Origin of the sequence: Victivallis vadensis (assembly GCF_003096415.1) — a bacterium.
Classification (GTDB): Bacteria; Verrucomicrobiota; Lentisphaeria; order Victivallales; family Victivallaceae; genus Victivallis; species Victivallis vadensis.
On sequence record NZ_QEKH01000018.1, the window covers coordinates 1 to 21,665 of the forward strand.

Below are 21,665 nucleotides of genomic sequence, written 5' to 3' on the forward strand. Positions count from 1 at the left end.
AAAACTAAATGGCAACTCTGAAAAATCTCATTCGGAGATTTTCAGACATGAATAAACGGAATTCCTTTCAAAAAACTATTGATAGAGGTTCCCTTAATCGTCAGAAACAGAATATCATCGGAATCCTTATCGCGGGCTACCGCTTGTTTGGAACGCAACAGATCGTCCAAGCATAGATATTTGACCGGAACACCGTGAAAGTCGTGGATAATTGCCCGTTCTTCCACTGTGGAGAACTTGGGAAGCCCCGGTGGCGACAGATGAAACTGGATAATTCCGGCGGAAGTCTGGAAGGTCTGCACAAAACCTTCTCCGGCCTGAATATCAAGCGGTTCCAATTCCATATCAAGATCATCGGCCAACGCGGCATTGATCTTGGCGAAATTCTCCTGATCGAATGGAGGAATGAAAATGTCCCAATCCAACGTGAAACGAGGCATGCCTTCCTGAAGCATAGCCTGACCGCCGATCACCACGTACGGACATTGGCTGCATTCAACCGCTTCAGAAGTTCTTCCATTTCACTCCCCCCTGAGCAGCAATTTCTTTCAGATATTCCCGTTTCCAAGCATTCATTTCCTCATAATTGCGGAATGACTTCTTTGAAAATTTGGGCAGATTGAGCGGCACCGGAAATTTCATGACCGGTGGATTAGCCAGCCAAAGCCGTATTTTCTGCTCTCGAATATCCATAGTGTGTTTGCTGCTCCTGTGTCTAATATAATTGAATTTTCTCAAAAAACAAGAAAAAGGTGATTTGTCATGTTGAAGCTCAATGCCAGTTACAGTAAAAAGGTTCCGGCTGGAGAGGAATATTCCAGCCAGAGCTATCATGCTTCAGTCGAAGTGGAACTGCCGGACGGGTTAAGCCCGGATCAGTTGCAGGCTCGTATTCACGAAACGTTTGATCTGGTGCGAAACTCGGTCGAAGCGGAATTGCATGGAAAAAGTCCCGCAAATTACGGGAGAAAATGGTCGGAAAAGCCCTGTAAAACGGGCCTCAAACATCCTCCGGCATGAAACCGGGAGAACCGCAGGCTCCGGCATCGGCGTGATTCCTGACCAACCCGACATCCGCCAGTACCGCCTGTCGGTTGAGCCAGAGAATATTATCCGGCTTGATGTTTCGATGCATCAGCTTATGTCGGTGCAGCTCCTTCAATCCGGCAAGCAGTTCCACTGTCATTGCCATAACTTCCGAAGCCGGTAAAGGCCCTCGTGAACTCAACCGATGCGCCAGCGTATCGGCGGAATATCCCTCTCCGGGAGTGAGATTATCGGCCGGCGGCACGGTGTAATAGAGCCGATTGTCCACTTTGTCGATATGCAGGATCGGCAGCAGATTCGGGTGACGGCAGGAACGGAAACGGATCAGCCTGGCCAGTTCTTTTTGCATCGCCTTTCCGGTTCCCATCAGAAGCTTCAAGGCAACCGTCTGGCCGGAGAAGAGATTTTCCGCCAGGAATACCTGACCGAAAGAACCCTTGCCGCATTGCTCCAGCAACCGGTAAGCGCCGATGACATCGCCCGTTTTATATTCCATTTTCCGGCAGCTCCAAAGTCGGATCGGCTGCGTTGATTTCAGCGATAATATGTTTCAATTTCTGAACGCAGCGGGTACGGGCGATATAAACCTGATTCTTCGTGATTCCGAGTTGACTGATGACCTGATCGATCGGCATTTCCTGCACCATGTAGAGTTCAAAGGCGCAGTAGGTAATCGGCTCCACTTCCTTTCGGAGAAGTTCCATGGCGTCATGCAGGATCAACGCGCGCCATTCGTACAATAACGCGGTATTCAAGATGTCGTCCGGGCCGTCATCCGCATCTGCGGGATCTTCCGGAAGAGTCTCCACTGATTGGCTTACCGGAGGACGCTTCCGCAGAATATCGATGATTTTACCGTGAATGATCCTGCCGAAATAGGTACGAAACCGGGCAATTCCCGGATCGAACACGAAGGTTTTGGAGTTCTGAAAGAAGCGGAACATGACCTCCTGGAGCAAGTCGTCACATTCGGTGTCAGTCAGTCCTTTCAGGCGACCGAGCGAAATAATGATTTCCGAATAGCGAGCAATAAACTCCTCCCAGGAGACTTCATCTCCCCCGGTCATCTTTTCCAATAAGGTTTGGGATGTTTCTGGATACTTCAAGCTGCTGCTCCGTTTTGAATTGGTTAACATATCGCAAAGGATTCCGTTTTCAAGTCCTTGTTTCCTACTTGTCGGAATAAGGGCAAAAATCTCCCGTTATTTCCACAGATTTCTGATCGTTTTACGCTGTTTCAATGGCTCCCTGTATCACTGTACAGGGGCATCGATTCAGACATGAAATCGAGGAAGAAACGGTTCTCGAATCGCTCGCTTTAGGTAAGCAGGAAGCGTATTGCCAACGAGGGCAATACGCTTCCTTGCACGTAGTTTAGAAACGGTATTTCTTCAACACCGGATGCTTTCGGCAGAGCAATTGCCAGTCATCTTCCGAGAATTGGTTAATGACCGGGCATCGCTCGATGTAGTCCGGCAGATGAAACAACAAGTTCCACCAGTAGGAAACTGGAAAGCGTTCCCAGCAGTTACAATGAGGTTCGAAATCGCAACTGTTTCGCAGCATGAGCAACCAGTCATAGAGGGAGAAACAGCTCCAATCTTTGATATAGGCTGCTGATTCGGGTGAACCCACCAGAAAAACGGCCTGTATTGTCGGATGTTTGGGACTTGGACAATAGGATATCAGGCGCGGCTGAACCGAGAGCAATTCCGCCCATTCATTTATCGAGAAATTTTTCCAACAGCGGCAGTAGGCCGCAAGCTGTGGCTGCTTGGCCAACAACTCGCTCCATTGCAGCGTTCCCCATTCCAAAACACAGGGGCATTCTTGGAACAAATGCGGAGCCGATTGCAGCACAATGTTCCACGCAGAAGCGTTCCACGTTTGGAAGTCGCAATAGTCCCGAAGCTGCGGCGATGCGGCTAGTAACTTTCCCCACTCTTCAGCGGAAAAACGCCAGTCCGGGCAAGACTGTACGAATATCTTACAACGGAGTCATTGCTCCTATTGTCAATTTCAGGCTGTTTTTCTTCTGATTTTTTTGTGTGTCAAATGCCATGGAAAGTTGACTCAAATGTATTGTTTTTAGATTGCCAGGTATACATAAATATCAATGATAATAGCTTATAATCAAATAATTATAATTCAAATTTTACCTTTTATAGTTGCAATAATATTACTTTTATATTTGAGAGAAATTATTTTTAATACTGTATAAATATAATTTTATATAACCTCAAGAGAATTTACAGGAATCATCTCTGTTTTCGGATTATTTCACGGAAATGAACAACTCTAATGCTGTTCTCGGAATACGAGTGCTGCGTGCGGAGATTTTGATGACACCCAGCCAGCCTTCCCGAATGTAACGGAAGATTGATTTTGGATGGCAACCGAGTAGTTCGGCAGCCTCCTTTACAGTATATAATTTCTCCGGCACTTCCGGTCGGCTTTCGCCACCGGAAGCCGCCAGTTTCAGAAGTTCATTCAAGCGTCTGCCGTCAAGCAGGCCGTTTTTCACGGCTGGGGCCAAAAAGTCTTTGACCACTTTGATCTCTTCCGGGGTCAGGAGCATGTCACCCTCCGTTGCTGTCGACTTGACCAGTTATGACCCGGGGAGCGGCTCATTTTACTGCTGTTCCGGTATCTTTGAAGTTGAGGAATCTGATGCCATCGATTTCCGGCGTCAGATCACCGGAATAGATGACGAAACCGGGCTGGAATTTTTCCGACAGCTTGCGGAACTTCAGAAGGTTTTTGCAGAAGTCCTTGTTCCAGGTCATGCCGCCTTTGATCTCCACCGGAATCAGCGTTTGATTGTTCTTGCGGAACAGGAGGTCGGCCTCCAGCCCCTGCGAATCCCGAATGAAATACAATTCCGCCGTCTCGCCCGTGTTGAAGCGTTGTTTCAGCGCCTCAATGACTACCATGTTTTCAAAGAGTCCGCCGAACAGCGGATCACGGGCAACCTGTTCAGGAGAGTTGATGCCCAATAGCCATGTCGCCAGACCGACTTCCGTAAAGTAGAGTTTTTTGCTCTTGATCAGGCGTTTGCCGAAGTTCTCGTAGTAACCCGGCAATTGAAAGACGATAAAGCTGGCTTCCAGTACGGAAAGCCACTGGGCGAGCGTCTGTGACGATACGCCCACATCCCCCGCCAGTGAAGCCATATTGACCAGTTGTCCAACCCGGCCCGCCAGCAGCTTCACGAATGTTTCAAACTGGCTGAGGTCCTTGATATTCAGCATCTGGCGCACATCCTTCTCCACATAGGTCGAGAAGTAATCGCGGTAAAGGTTCTTCGGATCAAGCGTTGTGTCGTAAAGACGCGGCATGAAGCCGGAATAGAGGTACTGATCTCGCTCCAGTGTAATGCCGGAGGCAGTCATCTCGGAAATGGAGAGCGGCAGCAGTTGCAGAATGCCGGTACGCCCGGCCAACGACTGCGAAACTCCGGCCCCCAAAGCCGGTTGATGGCTGCCGGTCAGGATATACTGCCCATAGCTTTTGTCTTCATCCACTGCGGTTTGAATGAAGCTCAACAGCTTCGGGACGCGCTGGATTTCATCGAAGATGACCGGCGGTGCGTAGCTCTTCAGAAATCCCCTGGGGTCGGCCTCGGCCATCTGCCGGATATCGAAATTCTCCAAACTGACGTACCGGTGCTGCGGGAACGTCATCTTTGCAAGGGTAGTCTTGCCGGACTGCCGGGGGCCGGTAATCGTGACCACCGGATACATGGCGGCCAACTTGAGCAGTTGTTGTTGTATTTCACGCTGAATCATCGGACTTCCCCTTGGTAAGCATGGTTATTTTCCTCTTCTGCAATACAATAGCATTTTCTATGCGGATTTCAAGTCGCATTTTATATTTGTTTGATTTTGGATTGAGCAGCAGTAATCTGCTCGGAGGACAACACGCCTGAAACAATTCGTTTTGCCGGACGGGAAAGGTTGAATTTTTTCATCCGTTTTCGGAGCGCTGTACCCGTCACACCGAAAACCTGACCAATGGCCTCAATGGTGTAATCAGGGAGAAGATATTGTAAACGCTCCGGGGTAATGGCAAGAGCATTTTCCGGCTCCGGAAGTGCTTCCGCCTCGATGATATCGGCGGGGATAGACTGATGTTCAGAAAGCAATTGTTCTTGCAAACACTGAAGTTGTGACAGATCTGCTGTGTCGATGAACTGATGCAGTTTGCGCCGTAAAGCGGCAACCTGTGTACTTGGGGCTTCTTTTCCAATGGCCGGAAGCGTGTTGATGGCACGTTGTGCCGCAAGCTGATCCATGTGGTAGTAGTGCCGGGTCATGGCCGGGCTGCCGTGCCCGACGATCTCTTGGACGATCGCCATTGGGACTCCGGCATTGGCGCAAAAGCTGACGAAGCTGTGACGGAAAGAGTGCGTGTCGTACTGGCAGATGCGCCGCTTCACCTTCTCTTTGCCGTTGCCGAGTTTCTTGGTACGGACATGCTCGGGAGCAGCGATGGTAGCGTCAAGCCCGATGGAATTGATCAATTTGCTGATATCCTTACCGATTCCGGAGGGATTCTTCCGATAACGTTCGGCGATTTCAGGAAGGATGTAACTGTTTTCGCTATGCCAGGCTTCGGCTTCGAGCAATGCCTGGCGAAGCTGCGGATGCAATGGAGCATCCTGTAGCCACTTGCCGGAGCGAGCTGCTGAAAAATCCGATTGACTTCTTCGGCTGTGAAATCTTGGTGGCTCTGCGGATTCTCACTCTTTTTGGAGATTCGGGCAAAAGGATTCTCCATGCCGTCCTCTTTGAGCACGATCCGGAAGATCAATTGCAGCGCTTGGCGATAGCTGTTATAGGTGGCCTCGAAAATCCCGGTTCCCCAAAGGTAGGCCATGAATGCAGCGGCGGTGTCCGCATCAATCCAGCTGGCATCTTCGGCACGACGGTTCTTCTTCAGCCACGTAGTGAATCGGTCACAGAAAATCTTGTACTTCTTCAGGGTGCCGGGGCCACTGTCCGGGCGTTCCGGGCTGGATTCAAAAGCAGTCCAGATGTCGGAAAGGCTGAGCCGGGTCCGATTGATGATCTTTTTGGCCTCCGCTACCTTCACCATCAGTTCAGCTTTGGATTCGATGGCGGTAATCTTTGGGATTCCGGCGAGAAATTCGGCAGCGGCTTTCTCTGCTATCGACTTTTCTGTAATGGCTTGATCCACACCTTTATCGGCTTTGGCAGTCAAGGTTTTCTTTTTGCGCTTGCCGCTGACTGGATCAATGTACATTAAAACATAACGTCCGCGATAGAGATAGGCACTGCCTGCATTGTTTCCACGCCGTTTACCTTCCTTGAGTCTGCCTATGTTACCTTCCCTCGCTCTCACTGGTTTCCGCTCGTTTGCACACGTGGGAATGATATTCCAATTTTGGTGCAATTGCAACCTATTTGCAACCCAAAACATTAAAATAAGCTCAAAACTAATTCACTCGTATGAATAGGTCATCGGTTCGATTCCGATTATTGGCTCCAATTTGATCTTATCAGCCAGGCGTTTACACCGCTTGGCTCTTTTTATGCCGAAATTGCGAAAGATACCATCCGCCACCACCGTTTACGCTCAAACACCAAATCATAGACATACAATAGACTGACATTAGTTTTTGCTGGTCAAAACTTGTTTTGTAATGATGTCAGCGGTATCGGTGAAATTGACAAAACGGGTCTCCTTGATTGTCGGAGTCAAATCCCCGGAATAAATGACTGCACCGGGTTTGGCATTCGGCACTAGAGAGCGGAACTTGGTGATAGCTTCAGTAAAATCAGGATTGTAGCTCCGGGCGGCTTTGATTTCCATCGGCAGGAGTTCCCGGTTTTCATTGAGCAGCAGATCAATTTCCATACCTTTGCTGTCCCGATAAAAATAGAGTTCTCCTTCTTTGCCCGCATTATATCGGGCTTTCAGGGCTTCGACCACCACCATGTTTTTGAATAATCCACCGAGAAGCGGATCTCGTGCCACCTGTGATACATCCTTAATTCCAAGCAGGTAGGTAGCCAAGCCGACTTCGGTAAAATAAAGTTTCGGAGTTTTCACCAACCGCTTGCCGAAATTCTGGAAATAACACGGCAACCGGAACACAATATGGCTTGCCTCCAATACCGAGAGCCATTCGGAGAGCGTCGAAACGGAAACGCCCACATCATTGGATAAACTGCTGAGGTTGACCAATTGTCCGACCCGACCAGCCAGCAATTTGATGAACAACTCAAAATTCAAGCTGTTGCGGAGATTGATTAACTGCCTGGCATCTCGTTCTATATAAGTCATATAGTAGTTGCGGTACAGCAATTCCGGTTCAATATTGGAATCGTAGAGTTCCGGCATGAATCCCTTGAAGAGATATTCATCCCGATCCATCTGAATGCCCGCCTCAGTTAATTCCTGAATGGAAAGCGGAAGCAGTTGCAGAATCGCCGTCCGTCCTGCCAAGGATTGCGAAACCTCGGCTCGAAGATTCGGCTGCTGACTGCCGGTCAGAATGAATTGACCTTTTTTCTTCTTGTCCCGATCGACAATCACCTGAATATAACTGAGAAGTTTGGGAACCCGCTGAACTTCATCAATGATTACCGGAGCAGAATATTGCTCCAGAAACTCCTTGGAGTCTCTTTCCGCAAGCAAGCGGACATCCGGGTCTTCAAGGTTGACATACTTATAGTCCGGAAACTGTAATTGAACAAGAGTTGTTTTACCTGCCTGTCTCGGTCCGGTAATCGTAATTACCGGAAACTTCGTAGCTAGATCAGCCAATACCCCTTGAATTTTTCTCTTGATCATATTCCTATCCTCCATGACGACAATAATATATCGCCACAAGAACAAATTTCAAGTTAAATCGAAAATTTGTTTCAGCCAAAGCCTGTACTAAAACCAAAGACACCTATTCATATCCAGGTCTTTACTTTACTTTTCAGTAAATTTATTGCGATAGATAAGTCATTTTACTAGAATTTATCGCTTCCTTCGCCGCCGAGTTCCTGCGGTATCCATGTGCCCGAAGAAACCAACAACTAAAACTTGTTTTTCGATACAAGCTCCCCAATATATCCGAGTAGAGTCATCATCCAATTTTATATGAGGGGTTATCTCAACATCATGGCCTTCAAATTTGATTTTTCGGCCATTCATGAGCTTCTTGTGTTTTTGAGTGGCCTGAGATTCCGCCATTGCTAGTCTTCTACCGGAAAGCCTTTCAAATTCCTGCTCAATGTTACCTTGCCGTTTGCCAGCGATACACCAATCCCACAGAAAGGTGTGCATTGTTACAAGCGTGTTCCAAAACGTTTCCGTATCCTTAAATGTCGAATCAGCTAAATTTTCCATAGCATCAGCAGTAAAAACGATATGACCGGGAAAAAGCTTTTGGAACCAATGTAACGCCATTTCTAACGAGTTTGGATAATTATAGAAGCATTTATCAGCCGTAACTTGGGGATGATGTTGTTTCTTTTCCGTCAATTGATGTTGGAGATTTTCGATTTTAGAATTTAAACGTGATTCTTGACCTTCATATTCCTCACATTTTCCCTGCAGTTCTCCAATCTTTCCCTCTAATTCATCAACTCGCTTTTGTAAATCATCATTGTCCTTCCATAACATTTCATTAAATTGTTGAATTTCATCAATAGAAGATGCTTCACCCTTCTTTCGATTTTTCAGTTCAATAATTCGTTGCTTTCTGAAAAATGAAATTACTTCATCTGGTGAAAGCGGGTAGTTACTATGATAGCTTAGGTTTTTTCTTAATACAGCATCTGCAAATAGTTTTTCGGCATCTTCCTGTCCTAGTTGCAACAGCTTTTTGCCTGTAACAAAACGATGGCGGAACGAGGCGGTTGGGGAGTTATTGTCTACGCCTTGCAGATATAAGCGAACAGCACCATCATATGTGAAAAGCTTTCGACCGAGCATCACTCTAAATTCATCAAGAATATCATTATTTTTAGGAGGAAGTACGAATACTTGAGCTGCTCCCTGAAGACGTTTGGCTAACTTTTCTGGATCAACCAAGTAATTTCCTGATTCTTTCACTGGCGTTATTAGTATAACCGGACAGCTACGAGCTAAGTCGTCCAAATGGGAACGAAACCGATCGCCATCACCCAAGTGTAAAAGTGTTGCATTACCAGAAAATTCAGCGTTACCAGAATAGCTGATCATGGTTGAAGAAGTCAAAATACGTTTTACGATATTGGGAGTTGTGGGGACTGGCGTTGGGGGCATTTCGCCTAAATAATTTGCATCAATATTATAGGTCGTTTGTACTTGAAAGAAAATATCGGCAGATTGATTTTCAAATAAACCAATATATGTATACCATTTTCGGAAAGGATAATCCCGATCGGGTTGTTCATGTAATAACGCCCAAACTCGATTTTTCCGTTCATACTCTTCTGCATAAGCAGTTTTAATAAAAAATGGACCAAAGTGTTCGCTTCCTCCATTCTCAAACCACTTATCATACATGCCATTAATCGGCAGTCTATGAGCTCTAGGTTGATATGCAGCCCAAGAACGAACTTGGTTTAAAAGCTCTTGCCACAAATTGATCTGTTGATTTTTCCTTGAAGGACGGACAAAAAAACCACAGCGATAATGTAATGTTCCTACCTGCATTTACTATTCTCTTGTATTATTTTTCAAAATTCTATTTCTTACAAATTGCGTCAAACGTGTTTTCCCATTGTGGATTAGCAATGGAATTTCCAGCTTTTCTGCTAATTCATTGGCATAACATATTTCCATCTTTTGGAAAGCCTTAATTTTATCATACCACAGCGAGCAGAAAAACATCATCAGGATATGCCAAATAATGGCATACTGACAAGCCGTTTTTCTGCAAGACGCTGTTGGTAAAGTGGTAGTTCAGATGGGACGTCTGTATTCAGTTGTAGAATTTATTTCTTAATTTGCTTTGGTTTACTTCCTTTCCATATAAGGTAAAACTCCTGTAATGTACTTCAGAAATTCGTCAATGCAAATTCAACTGATACTGCATTTCTCTTTTTTTTACAACGTCCTGCTGTTTCGGCGAAGGCGGGGCAATGAATCAGAGTTGTTTTACAATACCTGCATATATCTTGTTGTTATTGAGGTCTTTGTTCCAGAAGTTCATTTTTTCCGCTATTGGCAGGTCAATGAGTGAAAATTTATTTTCCCGCCTGCGACATTTCCGACCGTCCATCTTTCTCCTTTTGCTGTTTCACGGTAAAAGAAAATCCCTTTCGCTTTGCAGTGTGATACACTGCCGGAAAGGGATTTCTTGCATGAAGAAAACGGAAAAATCAAAAAAATCGCCGGATTTCCGCGTTATTGCGTGTCGCTGGCGCTGTCCACGTGGGCCTGGGCGGCGGCGAAGGCCTGGAGGCGGTTCGGCAGGAAGCGGCTCCAGGAGACCGGAGCGTAGACCGGCGGGGGCATGCCGTCTTCCGGAAGCTGTCGGGTCATGCGGCGGGCGAGCCAGAAGCCGATTCCTCCGGCAAGAACGTCGGCGATCAGCCGGGCGGCGAAGAGCGCTTCGAGCGAATGCAGATAGAGCGCCAGCAGCGACAGCGGAATCATCAGCCCGAGAATGCGCAGCGCGTTCAGCCACGCCGCCACGGCGGGACGGCCGCAGCCGGTGAAGAAGAATCCCGAGTAGCGGTGGATTTCGATCATGCCGAATCCCCATGGAATAATGTACATGCAGAGCGTCATGATCTTCTGCACATCGCGGTCCGGCGAGAAGAAGCGCACCAGCACCGGGGCCGTGAAGAAGTAGATCACCGCCATCGCCAGCAAAAACAGGAACGCGAAGCGCATCGAAAAACGGCGGCAGACGCGGATGCGGCTGTAGAGCCGGGCGCCGTAGTTCTGGCCGACCATGGAAAGTAGCGGAATGCCGAGCGCCATCGGGAAGATGAAAGCGACCATTTCAAGCCGTCCGGCCGCGGCGGTCGCGGCGACGGCGGTGTCGCCGAAGGCGGCGGTGATCCGCGTGATGATCGCCGAACCGATCGGCATCATCAGCATGCCGATGGAGGCGGGGACGGCGAACCGGATGATCAGCTTCCATGAGCTTTTAAGCCGTTTCCACGGAATCCGCTCGAAGCGGAGCAGGCCGTGGCGCCTGTAAAGGATCGTCAGCACCGCGATCGTCGCGACGAGCTGCGAGCCGATGGTCGCCAGCGCCGCTCCCCGGATGCCCATCGCCGGAACCGGTCCCCAGCCGAAGATGAACAGCGGGTCGAAAACCACGTTGATGATCATGCCGACGATCATCATGCCGCTGGCCACCTTGGAGTCGCCGGCGGCGATCAGCAGGTCGTTGCCGGTCATCGACAGCGAGGCGGTCGCACAGCCGAAATACCAGATGTTCATATAGCCCTTGACCTGTTCGAGGGTTTCGCCGGTCGCACCGAATTTTTCGAAGATCCAGCCGGTCGTGCTCATGCCGAGCAGCGCAAGCACGAGGGAGATCGCGAAGATCAGCAGTACGCCGGAGGTGACCAGCTTGGCCGCCTTGGATTTGCGCCCGCCGCCGAGCGCCTGGGCCGAAGTGGTCATCACGCCGGAGGCGAGGCCGTGGAACAGGCAGCCGATCAGCATGATGACCGGGAAGGTGAACCCCATCGCGGCAAGCGGCGACTTGCCCAGCTGCCCGACGAAATAGGTGTCGGCGATGTTGTAGCCGGACATCGCCAGAGTTCCGGCCAGCATCGCGAAGCCGGTTTTGAGCATGGTTCCCTCGATGGAACCGCGGGTGTAGGCGGCATTGTCTTTTTTCAGCATGATTTATGCCCTTTCGGCCTGCGGAGTGTGGAGAGAAAGGTGCCGACCGTTTCGATTGCGGCGAGTTCCGCCGGAGTTGCCGCTTGAAACAGCTGCTCGACCCGGCTGCGGAAATTCCGGTCGATTTCGTCGAGCGATTTGCGGATTTCCGGATCGACGGTGAGCCGGATGCTGCGGCGGTTTTCCGGATTGAGCTCCCGGTGGACGATGCCGGCCCGGACCAGTTTGTCCACTGCCGCGGAAGCGGCCGGAGCCGAAAGCCCGGTGTGGTGCATCACATCCTGCAGCGCACAGGGCTGGTGGTTCATGATCACGATCAGTTGATTGAGCTGACGCGGGCCGAATTGCCCGAGCGGATCATCCGACTGGCGTTGCTCCCAGTAATCGATCACGCACTGCCGCCGCAGTTCTTCGACCAGCGCGTGCATGGTGAAGAATGGTTCGAGATTCATATCATTTCCATAATTTAATTGTTTTGTTTTGGAAGCGTAATATAGTATGGATTCAATAAAATTCAATGGGGCGAAACAGGTTTCTGTGGAAATTTCGGCGGAAACGGAGTATCTTAATAGATCACATTCCGACAGAGGAGGAGTTTGCCGTGATCAGATTGATTGCAGTCGATATGGATGGAACGCTGCTGGACAGCTCGCACCGGTTGCCGCCGGGGCTGTTCCCGGTGGTTCGTGAGTTGAAGCGTCGTGGCGTGCGTTTCGCGGTGTCGAGCGGGAGGCAGTATTACAATTTGCTGAAGCTGTTCGAGCCGGTGCGCGATGAAGTGACCTTCATCTGCGAAAACGGCGCGATCGTGTTTGAGAATCACCGGAACGTTTATTGCAGCGAGATCGGATTCGACCGGCTGGTGGAACCGCTCCGGGCGATCCGGGCGATCAGGGGGGCTGAGCCGGTTTTCTGCGGCCTCAAATCCGCTTATGCCGAAAGCCGCGATCCGTTTTTTCTCGAAAACGCCTGCCGCTACTACGAGCGGCTCGAAATCGTGCCGGATATTCTGGAGGCGGCAAAGCAGGACAAAATCTGCAAGGTCGCGGTGTTCGATGCGGTCGACGCGGAGAGCAACTGTTATGTGCGGTTGGAACGGTTCCGGGACGGTTTCATGGTGATCCTCTCCGGCAGCCGCTGGGTGGACCTGATGAATCCGGGCGTGGACAAGGGCGTGGCGATCGAGGCATTGCAGCGGCAGTTCGGGATCGCTCCGGCCGAGTGCATGGCGTTCGGAGATTACCTGAACGATTGCGGCATGATGCGCGTATGCGATTACAGCTATGCGATGGCGAACGCCCATCCCGGACTGAAAGCGGTCTGCCGTTTCGAGGCGAAATCCAACGACGAAAACGGCGTGCTGGAAAAAATCCGGGAGTTTTTCCCGGAGCTTTGATTCTTTGCGGCGATTTGACTTTTCCGCAATTCCTGCTATAGATAAAGGAGACGGGGGGCGAACGAAAAGGAGGAGATCGCATGGACCGCAAAGAATTGAACCGCTATCTGCCGCCGGAGTATCGCGACTTCAACGACTGGTGCGCGCATATTCCGAAATACAACAGCGGCCTGACCGCGAAAATCGACGCATTCAATCTGCCGGAACATCCGGAGAGCTGGAGCCGGGAGAAGCTGTATGAGATCGTGCTCTGGGAGTTGAACCGCTATCCGCAGATTGACGACGCGCTGTTCGCCGAGCTGGGCAGGATCGCCGGGTTGAAACGCGCCGACGCCCGTAAAGCCGCGCCGACGCTGAAAAAGCTTTTGCAGTGCCGCAATGTGGGGCTGACGATGGCGACGGCGATTCTGCGCTTCATCAATCCGGCGGTGTTCCAGACCATGAACCGTCGCAATTTCCATGTGGTGCTGGGGAGCGAGGAGGAGTATCCCGACCCGCCGGCCAAGCTGACGCCGGCGTTTCTCGACCGGGTCTGCGACTGCTATTTCCGTTATCTGGAGGCATTGCGCGAGCTGACTGGCGACGGCTTCGATTTCGAAGTGGCGGACCGGATGCTCTACCAGGTGGACAAGGCTTCCGGCCGCAAGCTCTCCTGAACCTGTCAGGTTGGCGACTGCGTTATTTCCGCAACCATACGAATGTGCTCAAAGACGACCCGGGCTGACCGATAGAGCTGCTGAAAGCACGGCGGCGGGAAGTGTGTTGGTACCGGCGGAGCGAACGATAAGAGCTGATATGCCGGATCGTATGCGAAACGGCAATCGGGCTGTGAAAATCCAATAAGCCTCACTTGTTCATGAAATACAGGGGCATGCTCCAGGCATAGTTGCCGTCCCGGTCGCGGAGCTGACAGCGCAGATAGCGCTGCGGCGGACGGTCGCGCAGGTCGACCCGGAGCGAGGTGGTTTCGGTGCCGGGGGAATCGGGAACCCGGCCGCAGTAACCGCGGGCTTGGGAGGTCAACAGGATCGCTTCCGCACACGGAGTGAATTCCGCCTCAAAAATACCGTCCTTGTAACTTAAACGGTGAAATTCTGGCCCCTGCGAGGCGTAGAAATCGCCCGCTTTCAATGCGGCCAGCAACGCCTGCGGAGTATTGTTTTCGGCGCAGATCATCGTCCAGCCCCGGAACAGGTCGCTGGTGCGGTGCATATCGTCCACTGCCAGCGCCGTGCAACGTTTCCCGGCATCGAGAATTTCATCCCACAGCTGCATATTGTACGCCTTGCCGATGTAGCGGGTGCTGGTGTTGTAGACTTCGGTGCCGCAGACGCCGGACAGGGTCATGACCTCGGCGGAGGTGAACCCGCACCAGTAGGGATGGGCGGCGAAGACGATGCCTCCGGCGGCGTTGACCGCATCCACCGCCTGTTGACCGGATTCGAATTCGCCCGGAAAACTTTCCGGCACGCCGAGCGCCAGCAGATGCCACCGGATACCGCGCGGCCCATTCGGATGCAGTTCGATGCCGGAGAGCAGCGTGAGTCCGCCGCCGTCGTAGCCGGAAACCGGATTGGTTTTGCGGTGGTCGGTGAAGGCCAGCACACTGTAGCCGTGTTCCCGGTAGAGCCGGATCACCTCCTGCGGCGGAAATTCGCCGTCGGAAAGGGTGGAGTGGGTGTGCAGATTGGCTTTGTAGCTGTGCAGTCGGCGTCCGTAGAAATCCATGATGATGAAATCCTTACCGTTGGTTTTCCGTTTCGCGCACGAAGTAGAAGGCGATCAAGGTTCCCGGTGCGCCGGAGTCGTTTTCCGGCACGTGCGGCAGCGTCCCGTCGAAGTAAAGCGCGTCGCCGGGGGTGAGTTCCACGACTTCGTCGCCGAGCCGGTAGCGAAAACGGCCGTCGAGGATGTACAGCAGCTCGTCGCCTTCGGTGGAGACCGGTTCGCCTCCGCTGCCGCACGGAATGGTCACGTACATCATCTGCATATTCACGGCGGAAAGCGAGGTTTCGAAGATCATCCGGTAGTGCAGATGACGCCCCTCCTCGCGTTCGACCGTTTTCTGTTCTTCCGGGCGGACGAGCAGCCAGCGTGCCTTGCTGCCGAGCGTCATGTCTCGGAAGAATTCCGCAAGATCGGTTTCCAGTGCGGCGGCGATGTCCACTAGCACCGGCAGCGACGGAATCGTCCGGAAATTTTCGATCTTGGAAAGCAGCCCGGCGGTCAGTCCGGTCCGGTCGGCCAGGGTCTGCAGCGTCATCTTCCGCTCTTTCCGGGCCATCTTGATCCGGGTGCCGAGGGCGATCAGTTGTTCACGCATGGTTTCGGAGCTCCTTTACAGGTTCTTTGTTATATATTATATTGAATTATTGTAAAAATACAAGATGGAAATTTGATAAATATTAAAAAATCCGTTTGCTTTCTCAAAAATATTGAACTATTGTAAAAATAAATCCGATAAAATTAACAAATAGTAACAAGAGGCGATGATGGCGATTCTGCTGGCGCTGGGGTGTCTGATCTGTTCGGCGTTGAATGATTTTCTGTTCAAACTGTTCGCGGGCCGCCAGGGGCCGCGCGGCATGTTCATCACGGTCATCGGCTGCGTATGGCTGCTGGCTCTGCTGGCGATGCCGGTGGAATGGGAACGCAATACCGAAGCAACCGTGCTGTGGGGAATGATTTCCGGCTTCTTTTCTCTGACGGCCAACCTGCTGCTGATCGAAGCGATGGAACATCAGAGCGCCGGGATCTGTTCGACCATATACCGGCTCAATCTGGTTGCGGTGGTGATCGGGGCCTGCTGGCTGCTGGGCGAAACGTTGACGGCGATTCAGGGCTGCGGGGTCGTATTCGCGGCGGCGACGGTGTGTTGTTTCCTGTCGTGGGAAAAACACGGCGGGGAGCGGACGGCGTGGCTCGGCTTCTGGCTGGTGCTGATTGCGTCGCTGCTGCGCGCCGGGATGGGGCTGAGCTACAAATACGGATTCCGGCAGGGGGCTGATCCGAATGGCGTAGTGCTGCTGAACAGCCTGTTCTGGATTGCGGGCGGAGTCGTTTACTCGTTCTGCCGGGAGAAAATGCCGGGGCGGAAACCGGATTGGCGGTTGCTCGGCTTCGGCGTCCTCTCCGGGATTCTGGTGACGGGGATCGTGTTTTTCATGGCGGCGGCGTTGCGCTGCGGCAAGGCGAGCGTGGTGCTGCCGATTGCGCAGATGAGCTTTCTCGGCACGCTGGGGCTGAGCGCGGCGATCCTGAAGGAAAAGCTCGATTGGCGCAAATGCGCCGGTATCGGCTGCGGTATGCTCGCGATTCTGTTCCTGAGCATCGAAGGCTGAATCAGTCCAGCTTCTTTTTGAAGAACCAGCCGGCGAAAAGCAGCGAGACAACGGTCAGCGCGACCAGCGGCAGCAGGTTTTCCAGCGCGACGCTGAACGGCATCGCCTTCAGGAAGATGCCGCGGATGATGACCAGAAAGTAACGCAGCGGGTCGAGCAGCGACAGATATTGCAGCCACTGCGGCATGTTTTCGACCGGCGTGGCATAGCCGGAGATCATCACCGCCGGAACCGCGAACGCGAAAGCTCCGAGAATCGCCTGCTGCTGGGTCTTGCACAGCGCGGAGATGAAAAGTCCGATTCCGGTCACGGAGGTGATGAAGATCACGATCGACAAATAGAGCAGCCCGCCGCTGCCGGTGAAGGGGAGCCGGAAGCACCAGACCGCCGCGAGGATCATGCCGGTCGCCTGAACGAGGCCGATCAGCAGCGACGGCACGGTCTTGCCGATCAGGATCTCGGTGCTGCTCAGCGGCGAAACCAGAATCTGGTCGAAAGTGCCGAACTCCCGTTCGCGCGCGACCGACAGCGCCGGGATGGTGATTCCCATGACCATGCACAGAATGCCGATCAGGCAGGGGAGCGTGAAATACATATAGTCGAGGTTCGGGTTGTACCAGTTGCGGACCAGCAGCGGCTGAAGTTCGGCGGCCTGCCCGGTATCGGCGCGGAACGAGGCGAGAATCCGGTTCGCGTAGCCGTTCACGATCTGGGCGACGTTGCTGCGGCGTCCGTCGAAGAGCAGTTGCACCTTGACCGGTTCGCCGGCGGCGAGCTTGCGGCTGAAGTCGTCCGGGATGGAGAGCACCATCACCCCTTTCTGCGCGTCGAGGAACTGTTTCAGGCTGCGCGGATTGTCGAGGCTGGTCAGCTTGATGAAGGAGGGGGAGAATTCAAAGCGCCGCACCAGCTGCCGCGACGCTTCGCCGGAGTCGCGGTTGTAGACGCCCATCGAGATGTTCTTGACCTCCAGCGTCGAAGCGAAGGAGAAGACGACCAGCTGCATGATCGGCGGCACGATGATGATGATCCGGGTTTTCCGGTCGCGCAGCAGGATTTGCAGCTCTTTGACGATCAGGGTTTTGATTCGGTTCCACATCGCGGTTACTCCAAATTGGGCCGGGTCAGGAGAAAAGTCAGCCCCAGCAGCAGCGCGCCGACCGCTGCCATGTAGGCCATATTCGGAATCAGCAGCGCCGGAACGTTCCCGACCAGGAAAAGGCTGTGCAGACAGGTGATGAAGTATTTGGCCGGTATGATGTTGCAGATGTACTGGATCCAGGCCGGCATCGAACTGATTTCAAAGATGAAGCCGGAGAGCATCAGGCTCGGCATGAAAGCCGCCAGAAACGCGATCTGGCAGGCGACGAACTGGTTTTTCGCGACGGTCGAGATGAAAAGCCCCAGCCCCAGCGCCGAAAACAGGAACACCGCTCCCGACGCGCCGAGGAGCAGGAAGCTCCCCCGGAACGGCACGTGGAACACCAGAATGATCGCCGCCACCGACAGCGTCAGCGACAGCATCCCGAGCAGAAAATACGGAACCAGCTTGCCGAGCAGCAGTTCGCCGCGGGTCACGGCGGTGCTGAGCAGCGCTTCCATCGTGCCGCGCTCCCATTCGCGCGAGATCACCAGCGCGGTCAGCAGCGTGCCGATCAGCGTCATGATCAGCGCCAGCGCGCCGGGCAGCAGGAAGTGGCGGCTCTCCAGCTCCGGGTTGTACCAGATGCGGGTTTCGGAGTCGGGCGTCGGCGTGAGCGTTCCGCCGGTCAGCGCCTGATGCTGGCCGAACCAGACCGCCCAGACTCCCTGCGCGTAGTTCTGCACGAAATTGGCGGTGTTGGGCTCGCTGCCGTCGGTGATGACCTCCAGCGGCTTGATTTCGCCCTGCCGGAGCTTTTCCCCGAACCGGCGCGGAATGATCACGATTCCCCGGATATGGCCTGCCACCAGATCGCGCTCGAAGGCGCGGCGGTCGGCGCTGACCCGGCTTTCGAAGTGGGAGTTGGCGAGAAAGGCTCCGGCCAGCGAACGGGCCGGGGCGGAGTCGTCCTCAAGGATCACCGCGATTTTCAGGTGGTTCATATCGAGCGACACCGCATAGGTGAAGATGATGATCAGGATGATCGGCAGCACGAAGGCGATCAGGATGCTGCTCGGATCGCGGACGATCTGGCGGCACTCCTTGCTGAACAATGCGGCGAAGCGGCTGAATTTCATCGGGACGCCTCCTGCCGGTCGGACTCCTGCACCAGCCTGATGAAAGCGTCCTCCATCGACGGATCGGGACAGTCGGCGGACCTGACCTGTTCCTTGAGTTCGTCGGGCGTGCCGGTGGCGATCGCGCGCCCGCGATAGACGAGGGCGATCCGGTCGCAGTATTCGGCTTCGTCCATGAAATGGGTGGTGATCAGCACCGTGACCCCCTTGTCGACCAGCGCATTGATATGCGTCCAGAACTCCCGGCGGGTGACCGGCGAAACGCCGGAGGTCGGTTCGTCGAGGAAGAGCACCGCCGGCTTGTGCATCACCGCGCAGGCCAGCGCCAGCCGCTGCCTGATGCCGAGCGGCAGGTCGCCCGCGTTCGCTTTCAGGTAGGGGGCGAAATGGAACGCATCGACCATGCCGTCGATCTCCCGGTCGCGGTCGCGGCCGGTCAGCCCGTAGATTCCGGCGAAGAAACGCAGGTTCTGCAGCAAATTCAGCCCGTCGTACTGGGAAAATTTCTGCGCCATGTAACCGAGCTGCCGCCGCGCCTCCGGCCCGCTTCGCTGCAGGTCGGCGCCGTTGATTTCGGCGGAGCCGGAGGTCGGACGCAGCAGGCCGCAGAGCATTTTGAAGGTGGTGGATTTGCCCGCGCCGTTGGGGCCGAGCAACCCGAAGATTTCGCCGCGCCGGATCCGGAAGTCGATCCGGTCGGCGGCGGTGAAACTGCCGTAACGCTTGACCAGCGTATGGGCCGCCGCGACGGTGGCGCCGTCGTCGGGAAGCGGTTCGAAGCGTTCCGCGAGTTCGGAGCGCCCGCCGGGACCGCCGCCGAGGATATCGATGAAGGCGTCCTCGAAGCGGGGCTGGACCGGAATCAGCTCGCGTGCGTCGCGCTCCACCCCAAGGGAAGCGAGGGAAGGGCAGGGGGCGTCGGCGGCGAACACCAGCCGCAGCGCGCTGCCCTGAATCACGCCGTCGATCACGCCGGGCTTGTCCAGCAGCCGGGCGAGCAGCTTGCGGCGGTCGCCCTCAATGCCGCGCAGCAGCCGGACCCGGTCCTGCAATCTGCCGGTCAGCTCGGCGGGCGGGCCGGAAAAAAGCAGTTTCGATTCGTTGAGCAGCAGTACGCTCTCACACCGCTCCGCCTCATCGAGATAGCTGGTGGACCAGAGCACGGTCATCTCGCCGTCGAGCAGCGCATTGACCATGCTCCACAGCTCGCGGCGGGAGATCGGATCGACGCCGACGCCCGGCTCGTCAAGCAGCAGCAGCCGGGGGCGGCCGAGCAGCGAACACGCGAGGCCGAGCTTCTGCTTCATGCCGCCGGAGAGCGCTCCCGCGAGCCGCCCGGTGAAACGGGCGAGATCGGTGAATTCCAGCATCTTTTCGAACTGCCGCTGCCGTTCGTTCTCCGGCACGTCGTGGAGCCTGGCGTAGAGCCGCAGGTTTTCCAATACGGTCAGGTCCTCGTAGAGGCCGAACTTCTGCGGCATGTAGCCGATGAAGCCGGCCAGTTTCGCGCGTTCGCGGGCGGCGTCGAAGCCGTTGACCCTTACCGTGCCGCGTGTGGGAGCAAGCAGTCCGTTGATCAGCCGGATCAAGGTGGTTTTTCCGGCTCCGTCCGGGCCGACCAGGCCGGTGATCCGGCCTTTGGCCAGCGAGGCGGTGAGGTTGTCGATCGCGGTTTCGCCCCGGAACTCCTTGCGGATGCGGTCGATTTCGACGAGGGCGGGCATGGTCACTGCTCCGCCGGGACGATTTTGACGGTGACCGGCATCCCCTGCAACAGATTGCCCGCGCCGTTTTCGGCGACGATCCGGATACGGTAGACCAGGTCGGTACGCAGCGTCGCGGTTTCGACGCTCTTGGGGGTGAACTCAGCGACCGGGCTGATGAAGCCGATCCTGCCGGTGCCCGCCGGACGGTCCGGTTGGCTGTCTATATAGATTTCGACCTCCATGCCGGGACGGATCCGTCCCAGCAGCGGCTCCGGCACATAGGCGCGAATCCATACCGGGGTATCGAGCGTTTCGGTGATCACTCCGGTTCCGGCCGCGACGATTGCTCCCGGCTCCTTGATCCGGGTCTGCACCACTCCGGCCTCGGGGGCGGTCAGCGTGCAGTCCTTCAGGTCGAGTTCGCGGGCGGAAACGGCGGCCTGCGCCGCGGCCAGCTGGGCCTCCGCTGCGCGGATCTCCTCGATCCGGTAACCGCGCTCCAGCAGCTGCAATTGCGCCTGCGCAAACTCCAGTTCAGCGGCGGTCTGGTCGCGCCTGGCGAGGGTCTCGTCGTACTCCTTGTCGGCGACGGCCTGCGTCTTGACCAGCTCCTCGTTGCGTTTATGCTGGGCGTTCGCGTTGCGCAACGCGGCTGTGAAGCCCTTGACCGCCGCGCGGGCGCGGGCGATCTCCTCGGGACGGTTCCCGTTGCGGCGCTTGGTCAGTTCGGCTTCCGCCTCCGCCAGTTTGGCGCGGGCAAGCTCCAGCTCGGAACGGTAAGGCGCGGAGTCGAGACGGGCGATCACTTCTCCCGTCTTGATCCGGTCGCCTTCGTCGACCAGGATTTCCAGAATGCGCCCGGATACCCGGAAACCCAGTGTGACCTGCCGGGTATCCACATTCCCGTACAGGATCAGCTGTTCCGGCGTTTCCGAAACGGCATACCGGTGATAAATGAAAATTCCCGCCGTCAGTACCAGCAGGACGGCAACGGCCGATATCAGCTTCTTCTTCATACGCACCTCGCTCTCTCACTCTCTCTCTGATATAATATTGCCGTTTCCGCAAAATTGTCAATAGCGGGTGCAGGAAAAAACGCCGGCCGGAGCGGTTCCGGTCGGCGTCTGATGCGGAGAAAACGGG

Annotated in this window: 23 protein-coding genes; 4 read left to right on the forward strand and 19 right to left on the reverse strand. The window is 54.3% G+C overall.

Annotation, left to right across the window (positions count from 1 at the left end):
• Positions 1–41: 41 nt before the first annotated feature.
• Positions 42–476, reverse strand: coding sequence for a hypothetical protein (locus tag C8D82_RS11455; RefSeq protein WP_133245165.1), 435 nt, complete (start codon positions 474–476; stop codon positions 42–44).
• Between the two features lie 28 nt (positions 477–504).
• On the reverse strand, positions 505–693 hold the full coding sequence (locus C8D82_RS20680) for a hypothetical protein (protein WP_133245166.1): 189 nt from the start codon (positions 691–693) through the stop codon (positions 505–507).
• 69 nt (positions 694–762) lie between these two features.
• Here C8D82_RS20680 and C8D82_RS20685 point away from each other — a divergent pair, with 69 nt between their 5' ends.
• Positions 763–1,020, forward strand: coding sequence for a hypothetical protein (locus C8D82_RS20685; RefSeq protein ID WP_133245167.1), 258 nt, complete (start codon positions 763–765; stop codon positions 1,018–1,020).
• On the opposite strand, the gene C8D82_RS11460 is transcribed toward C8D82_RS20685, so the two are convergent.
• The 11 genes from C8D82_RS11460 to C8D82_RS11510 all read right to left on the reverse strand — a co-directional run bounded on the left by C8D82_RS11460 (position 1,001) and on the right by C8D82_RS11510 (position 12,311).
• Positions 1,001–1,543, reverse strand: a complete 543-nt coding sequence (locus C8D82_RS11460) for a serine/threonine protein kinase (RefSeq protein WP_116884425.1) — start codon at positions 1,541–1,543, stop codon at positions 1,001–1,003. The two genes, C8D82_RS20685 and C8D82_RS11460, sit on opposite strands and share 20 nt — an antisense overlap.
• Positions 1,533–2,153 (reverse strand): RNA polymerase sigma factor, encoded by a 621-nt coding sequence (locus C8D82_RS11465; protein WP_165833033.1) that lies wholly within the window; start codon positions 2,151–2,153, stop codon positions 1,533–1,535. Before C8D82_RS11465 ends, C8D82_RS11460 begins: the two co-directional genes overlap by 11 nt.
• 268 nt (positions 2,154–2,421) lie before the next feature.
• Complete coding sequence (locus C8D82_RS20690) at positions 2,422–2,862, reverse strand: hypothetical protein (protein ID WP_147835477.1); 441 nt, start codon at positions 2,860–2,862, stop codon at positions 2,422–2,424.
• A gap of 460 nt (positions 2,863–3,322) precedes the next feature.
• Positions 3,323–3,625, reverse strand: coding sequence for a helix-turn-helix domain-containing protein (locus C8D82_RS11470; protein ID WP_116884427.1), 303 nt, complete (start codon positions 3,623–3,625; stop codon positions 3,323–3,325).
• Between the two features lie 49 nt (positions 3,626–3,674).
• Complete coding sequence (locus C8D82_RS11475) at positions 3,675–4,835, reverse strand: ATP-binding protein (RefSeq protein WP_116884428.1); 1,161 nt, start codon at positions 4,833–4,835, stop codon at positions 3,675–3,677.
• Between the two features lie 80 nt (positions 4,836–4,915).
• The gene (locus C8D82_RS11480; RefSeq protein WP_207776124.1) at positions 4,916–5,569 is read right to left on the reverse strand and encodes a tyrosine-type recombinase/integrase; all 654 of its coding nucleotides are present in this window, start codon (positions 5,567–5,569) and stop codon (positions 4,916–4,918) included.
• Positions 5,566–6,411 carry a hypothetical protein gene (locus C8D82_RS21590; RefSeq protein WP_207776125.1) on the reverse strand — a complete coding sequence of 282 codons (846 nt, stop codon included), beginning with the start codon at positions 6,409–6,411 and terminating at the stop codon, positions 5,566–5,568. The genes C8D82_RS11480 and C8D82_RS21590 overlap by 4 nt, the downstream gene beginning before the upstream one ends.
• A 270-nt stretch (positions 6,412–6,681) precedes the next feature.
• Positions 6,682–7,866, reverse strand: coding sequence for an ATP-binding protein (locus C8D82_RS11490; RefSeq protein ID WP_116884431.1), 1,185 nt, complete (start codon positions 7,864–7,866; stop codon positions 6,682–6,684).
• Positions 7,867–8,040: 174 nt separating this feature from the next.
• Positions 8,041–9,705, reverse strand: a complete 1,665-nt coding sequence (locus tag C8D82_RS20695; protein ID WP_133245169.1) for a hypothetical protein — start codon at positions 9,703–9,705, stop codon at positions 8,041–8,043.
• 693 nt (positions 9,706–10,398) lie between these two features.
• A complete protein-coding gene (locus tag C8D82_RS11505) occupies positions 10,399–11,859 on the reverse strand; it encodes an MATE family efflux transporter (RefSeq protein ID WP_116884434.1) in 1,461 nt (486 codons plus the stop codon).
• Positions 11,853–12,311 carry a MarR family winged helix-turn-helix transcriptional regulator gene (locus C8D82_RS11510; RefSeq protein ID WP_116884435.1) on the reverse strand — a complete coding sequence of 153 codons (459 nt, stop codon included), beginning with the start codon at positions 12,309–12,311 and terminating at the stop codon, positions 11,853–11,855. The genes C8D82_RS11505 and C8D82_RS11510 overlap by 7 nt, the downstream gene beginning before the upstream one ends.
• Positions 12,312–12,460: 149 nt before the next feature.
• Here C8D82_RS11510 and C8D82_RS11515 point away from each other — a divergent pair, with 149 nt between their 5' ends.
• Together C8D82_RS11515 and C8D82_RS11520 are read left to right on the forward strand one after the other, a co-directional pair.
• Positions 12,461–13,255, forward strand: a complete 795-nt coding sequence (locus C8D82_RS11515; RefSeq protein WP_207776126.1) for an HAD family hydrolase — start codon at positions 12,461–12,463, stop codon at positions 13,253–13,255.
• Positions 13,256–13,335: 80 nt separating this feature from the next.
• Positions 13,336–13,911 carry a hypothetical protein gene (locus C8D82_RS11520; RefSeq protein ID WP_116884437.1) on the forward strand — a complete coding sequence of 192 codons (576 nt, stop codon included), beginning with the start codon at positions 13,336–13,338 and terminating at the stop codon, positions 13,909–13,911.
• A gap of 190 nt (positions 13,912–14,101) precedes the next feature.
• On the opposite strand, the gene C8D82_RS11525 is transcribed toward C8D82_RS11520, so the two are convergent.
• Entirely contained in the window at positions 14,102–14,983 is an 882-nt protein-coding gene (locus tag C8D82_RS11525; RefSeq protein ID WP_116884438.1) for a CehA/McbA family metallohydrolase, read from the reverse strand.
• A gap of 13 nt (positions 14,984–14,996) precedes the next feature.
• On the reverse strand, positions 14,997–15,578 hold the full coding sequence (locus tag C8D82_RS11530; RefSeq protein WP_116884439.1) for a helix-turn-helix domain-containing protein: 582 nt from the start codon (positions 15,576–15,578) through the stop codon (positions 14,997–14,999).
• Positions 15,579–15,744: 166 nt separating this feature from the next.
• Here C8D82_RS11530 and C8D82_RS11535 point away from each other — a divergent pair, with 166 nt between their 5' ends.
• The gene (locus C8D82_RS11535; RefSeq protein WP_116884440.1) at positions 15,745–16,596 is read left to right on the forward strand and encodes a DMT family transporter; all 852 of its coding nucleotides are present in this window, start codon (positions 15,745–15,747) and stop codon (positions 16,594–16,596) included.
• Position 16,597: 1 nt separating this feature from the next.
• Here the strand turns inward: C8D82_RS11535 and C8D82_RS11540 are convergent, their stop codons facing one another.
• From C8D82_RS11540 to C8D82_RS11555, 4 genes are read right to left on the reverse strand one after another with little or no spacing between them, the layout of a single operon-like run.
• A complete protein-coding gene (locus C8D82_RS11540) occupies positions 16,598–17,695 on the reverse strand; it encodes an ABC transporter permease (RefSeq protein WP_116884441.1) in 1,098 nt (365 codons plus the stop codon).
• Between the two features lie 5 nt (positions 17,696–17,700).
• Positions 17,701–18,816, reverse strand: coding sequence for an ABC transporter permease (locus tag C8D82_RS11545; RefSeq protein ID WP_116884442.1), 1,116 nt, complete (start codon positions 18,814–18,816; stop codon positions 17,701–17,703).
• Positions 18,813–20,540, reverse strand: coding sequence for an ATP-binding cassette domain-containing protein (locus tag C8D82_RS11550; protein ID WP_116884443.1), 1,728 nt, complete (start codon positions 20,538–20,540; stop codon positions 18,813–18,815). The genes C8D82_RS11545 and C8D82_RS11550 overlap by 4 nt, the downstream gene beginning before the upstream one ends.
• A gap of 2 nt (positions 20,541–20,542) precedes the next feature.
• Complete coding sequence (locus C8D82_RS11555) at positions 20,543–21,538, reverse strand: HlyD family secretion protein (RefSeq protein WP_116884444.1); 996 nt, start codon at positions 21,536–21,538, stop codon at positions 20,543–20,545.
• Positions 21,539–21,665 lie beyond the last annotated feature (127 nt).